Source organism: Streptomyces sp. NPDC127106 (assembly GCF_042677605.1).
Taxonomy (GTDB): Bacteria; Actinomycetota; Actinomycetes; order Streptomycetales; family Streptomycetaceae; genus Streptomyces.
The window spans coordinates 86,669-89,004 of record NZ_JBHXTC010000007.1; the positions used below are offsets into that span (position 1 = coordinate 86,669).

Annotated in this window: 1 protein-coding gene and 1 tRNA gene; both read right to left on the reverse strand. The window is 74.9% G+C overall.

Annotation, left to right across the window (positions count from 1 at the left end; all coding sequences use genetic code 11):
• Window positions 1–74: 74 nt before the first annotated feature.
• Window positions 75–148 (reverse strand) — tRNA-Met (locus ACFVGY_RS09795).
• Window positions 149–216: 68 nt separating this feature from the next.
• Window positions 217–1,929, reverse strand: a complete 1,713-nt coding sequence (locus ACFVGY_RS09800; RefSeq protein WP_385673637.1) for a tetratricopeptide repeat protein — start codon at window positions 1,927–1,929, stop codon at window positions 217–219.
• Window positions 1,930–2,336 lie beyond the last annotated feature (407 nt).

Consider the following 2,336-nt stretch of genomic DNA (forward strand, 5'->3'; position numbering starts at 1 on the left):
CGGGGCCCCACCCCCCGGGCCCGGGCCCCCCCCACCCCGGCCGGTATCCTGCCCACCGGCCCCTTCGTCATCAGTAGCGGGGACAGGATTTGAACCTGCGACCTCTGGGTTATGAGCCCAGCGAGCTACCGAGCTGCTCCACCCCGCGTCGGTGAACACGACTTTACGCGAGGCCGCCCGGCAGATGCAAATCGCTTAACGGACGCGGCACCGGGACTACACGGACAGTTCCTCGGCGAGCGCGTCGCGCAGCCGGGCGGCGCGTTCCGCGACCTCGGCCGGCCCCAGCTCGATCGCGCGCACGCACCACTTCTGCCCCTCGGCCAGGTCCCCGTGCCGGGCGGCGAGCAGCCCCAGGCGCAGCGCGGCGCGGCCGTGGCCGGCCACCGCCGCCCGGGTCCACCACAGGGCGGCCTCCGGCTCGTTCCCTTCGCGCGCGAGCAGCAGCCCGAGGTTGAACGCGCCGTTGCGGGAGCCGGCCTCCGCCGCCTCCCGGTACCAGCGCGCCGCCACCGCCATGTCACCGCGGGCCGCGGCCAGCATCCCGACCCGCACCTGTGCGCGACGGTGCCCCTGCTCGGCGGCCCGCCCGTACCACTCCTCGCTCTCGGTGCGCGCGGGGCCGCCGACGGGCTCGCCCAGGGCCGGCGGCTCCGGCGGCGGGGCCAGCGACTCCAGCAGCGCGGCCAGCCGGAACGACGCCTCCGCGCTGCCGCCACCGGCCGCGCACCGCAGGTGCCGCTCGGCGGCCCGCTCCTCGCCGTCGCGCACCAGGGCGATGCCGACCTGGAGGGCGGCATCGGTGTGGCCGGCCGAGGCCGCCCGCTCGTACCACTTCAGCGCCGTGCGGTCGTCGTCACGGCTCGCGAAGAGGATCCCGAGGTTGAAGGCGGCGTCCACGCTGCCCGCCTCGGCCGCCTTCGAGAACCACGGCTCGGCCCCGGCCGCGTCGCCGCCCTGGAGCAGCATGATGGCGAGGGCGTTGGCCGCCTCGCGGTGGCCGGCGTAGGCCGCCCGCCGGTAGAACTGCTCGGCCTGCGCGGTCCGGTCCTGCGCGGCGCACAGCAGGGCGAGGTTGTACGCCCCGTTCTGGTCACCGGCGTCCATGGCGGTCCGGTACCACTTCTCCGCGGTCTCGGTCTCCCCCCGGGCGGCGTGCAGGGCGCCGAGCGCGTTGGCGGCGTTGCCGTCTCCGTCCTGCGCGGCCCGGTTCCACCAGGCGATCGCGCTCTCCTCGTCCCCCGCGTCACGCAGCAGGAAGCCGAGGGCGCACGCGGCCCGCGCCTCGCCCTGCTTGGCGGAGGTCAGGTACCAGCGCCCGGCCTCCTTGAACTCGCCGCGGGCCTCCAGCAGCACGCCCAGGTGTAGGGCGGCGCGCCGGTGGCCGCGCGCGGCGGCCTGCCGGTACCACTGCTCGGCCTCGGCGGGGTCGCCCTTGCGCAGGTGGCGGGCCAGGCGGTACGCGGCCTCGCGGTGGCCCTGCTCGGCGGCCTGCCGCAGCCAGCGCTCGATGCCCTTGTCGCCGCGGTGCTCCAGCAGGTCGGCCAGTGCGTACGCGCCGAGGGCGTGGCCGGATTCCGCCGCCTGCCGGAACCAGTACTCGGCGGCGGGCTCGTCCCCGCGCTCGCGGAAGTGGCGGCCCAGGGCGTGGGCCGCGGGGGCGGATCCGGCGACGGCGGCGACCCGCCACCAGTCGGCGGCCTCGTCGGGGTAGCCGCGCTGCAGCAGTAGTACGCCCAGGTTGTTCGCAGCGGCGCGGTCCCCCTCCGCGGTGGCGCCGCGCAGGTACGGCTCGGCCCCGTCCAGGTCGCCGCGGCGCAGCAGCAGGGCTCCGAGCACGCTCATCGCTCCGGGGTCACCGCGGTTGGCCGCGACCCGGTGGCGCGCCTCCAGCTCGGTGTCGCTGGCCGTGTCGGCCTCGGCGAACATTTCCTCCGCGAAACCCGCATCGGTCAGTGGGGTCTGCGCGTTAACGGCCTGAGCCTCCTCTTTGACTGCTGCATCCGACTCTGCTCCGGCCGCCCTCACAAACCGCCCTGTCTCCAGCAGAGTTGACCTGTCCCCCATATATCCCATCGTCGCATCACCTGCTACCCGCGTACACCTGGTATGTCGCAGCCTGTGAGGTCACTTCAGCGTTTTGTCGACATGCCCACAGAGAGACAAGTCAAACACGGTCCCACAGCAACTCACCCGCCCCAGCTACCTCATGCCCCCCACGTGTCCATTCCGGACATGACGAAGGGGGGGGGGGGGGGGGCGGCGGGGGGGCGGGGGGATGTGTGTGGGGGGGTGGGGGGGAGGGATGACAGCGGTGGAGGTGGGGTGGCGCGGCG